Origin of the sequence: Gracilibacillus thailandensis, assembly GCF_010994055.1 — a bacterium.
In the GTDB taxonomy this organism is placed as follows: domain Bacteria; phylum Bacillota; class Bacilli; order Bacillales; family Amphibacillaceae; genus Gracilibacillus; species Gracilibacillus lacisalsi.
The window spans coordinates 1-463 of the sequence record NZ_WJID01000153.1; the positions used below are offsets into that span (position 1 = coordinate 1).

The window sequence follows — 463 nt, forward strand, 5'->3', positions numbered from 1 at the left end:
AACTGTCCAGACGTGCCCAACATGCGAAAAACAACGGAAAGGACTTACTCGATGCCAAAAACTATCAAAAACAAAAACGAAAAGTTGCGAGATTGTATGAACAAGTCATGAATCAACGTGCCGCCTTCCTTAACAAGTTAAGTACAGTCATCATCCAACACCACGATGTAATCTGTATTGAAGACTTGAACACGAAAGGCATGTTACGCAACCATAAATTAGCAAAATCTATCGCTGATGTATCATGGTCGAGCTTTGTATCCAAACTAACATACAAAGCAGCATGGTACGGCAAAACGATCGTGAAAATAAGTAAATGGTTTCCATCCAGTCAACTATGTTCTGCTTGTGGATATCACGATGGCAAGAAGTCGCTTGAGATAAGGGAATGGACTTGTCCAGTTTGCCATACGCACCACGATCGAGATGTCAATGCGAGCAAAAATATTCTAGCCGAGGGATT

The 463-nt window shown here is 41.5% G+C and carries 1 protein-coding gene; it reads left to right on the forward strand.

The annotated features are described in order from the left end of the window. Positions 1–463 (forward strand): RNA-guided endonuclease TnpB family protein (locus tag GH715_RS21260; protein ID WP_163578838.1); only part of this gene is annotated, 463 nt, incomplete at both ends.